The organism is Paenibacillus terrisolis (genome assembly GCF_056171975.1).
On sequence record NZ_JBKFGG010000060.1, the window covers coordinates 1 to 1142 of the forward strand.

Sequence of the window (1142 nt, forward strand, 5' to 3'; positions counted from 1 at the left end):
ACCGTGAGGGAAAGGTGAAAAGCACCCCGGAAGGGGAGTGAAAGAGATCCTGAAACCGTGTGCTTACAAGAAGTCAGAGCCCTCTATATGGGTGATGGCGTGCCTTTTGTAGAATGAACCGGCGAGTTACGTTTGCAAGCAAGGTTAAATCGAGAAGATGGAGCCGCAGCGAAAGCGAGTCTGAATAGGGCGAATGAAGTTTGTAGGCGTAGACCCGAAACCGTGTGATCTACCCCTGTCCAGGGTGAAGGTGCGGTAACACGCACTGGAGGCCCGAACCCACGTACGTTGAAAAGTGCGGGGATGAGGTGGGGGTAGCGGAGAAATTCCAATCGAACTCGGAGATAGCTGGTTCTCCCCGAAATAGCTTTAGGGCTAGCCTCGGTGGAATAGTCGTGGAGGTAGAGCACTGATTGGGTGCGGGGCCCGCCAAGGGTTACCAAGCTCAGTCAAACTCCGAATGCCATAGACTAATAGCCGGGAGTCAGACAGTGAGTGCTAAGATCCATTGTCAAAAGGGAAACAGCCCAGACCATCAGCTAAGGTCCCGAAGTGTGTGTTAAGTGGGAAAGGATGTGGAGTTGCACAGACAACCAGGATGTTGGCTTAGAAGCAGCCACCATTGAAAGAGTGCGTAATAGCTCACTGGTCGAGTGACTCTGCGCCGAAAATGTAACGGGGCTAAACACACCACCGAAGCTATGGCTTGATACATTCGTATCAGGGGTAGGGGAGCGTTGTATATACGTAGAAGGTGTACCGTAAGGAGCGCTGGAGAGTATACAAGTGAGAATGCCGGTATAAGTAACGAAAAGATCAGTGAGAATCTGATCCGCCGAAAGCCTAAGGGTTCCTGAGGAAGGTTCGTCCGCTCAGGGTAAGTCGGGACCTAAGGCGAGGCCGAAAGGCGTAGTCGAAGGACAACAGGTAGAAATTCCTGTACCACCGTAATCCGTTAATAGCGATGGGGTGACGCAGTAGGGTAGTGACGCGAGCGGATGGATGCTCGTCTAAGCAGTGAGGCTGGTGTGTAGGCAAATCCGCACATCGAAAGGCTAGGCTGTGATGGGGAGGGAAAATTTACAGTACCGAAGGTCATGATCTCAGACTGCCAAGAAAAGCCTCTAGTGAGGAGAAGGTGC

Annotated in this window: 1 rRNA gene; it reads left to right on the forward strand. The window is 52.1% G+C overall.

The features are described from left to right. A 23S ribosomal RNA gene (locus tag ACI48K_RS25570) occupies window positions 1-1142 on the forward strand; the annotation flags it as partial.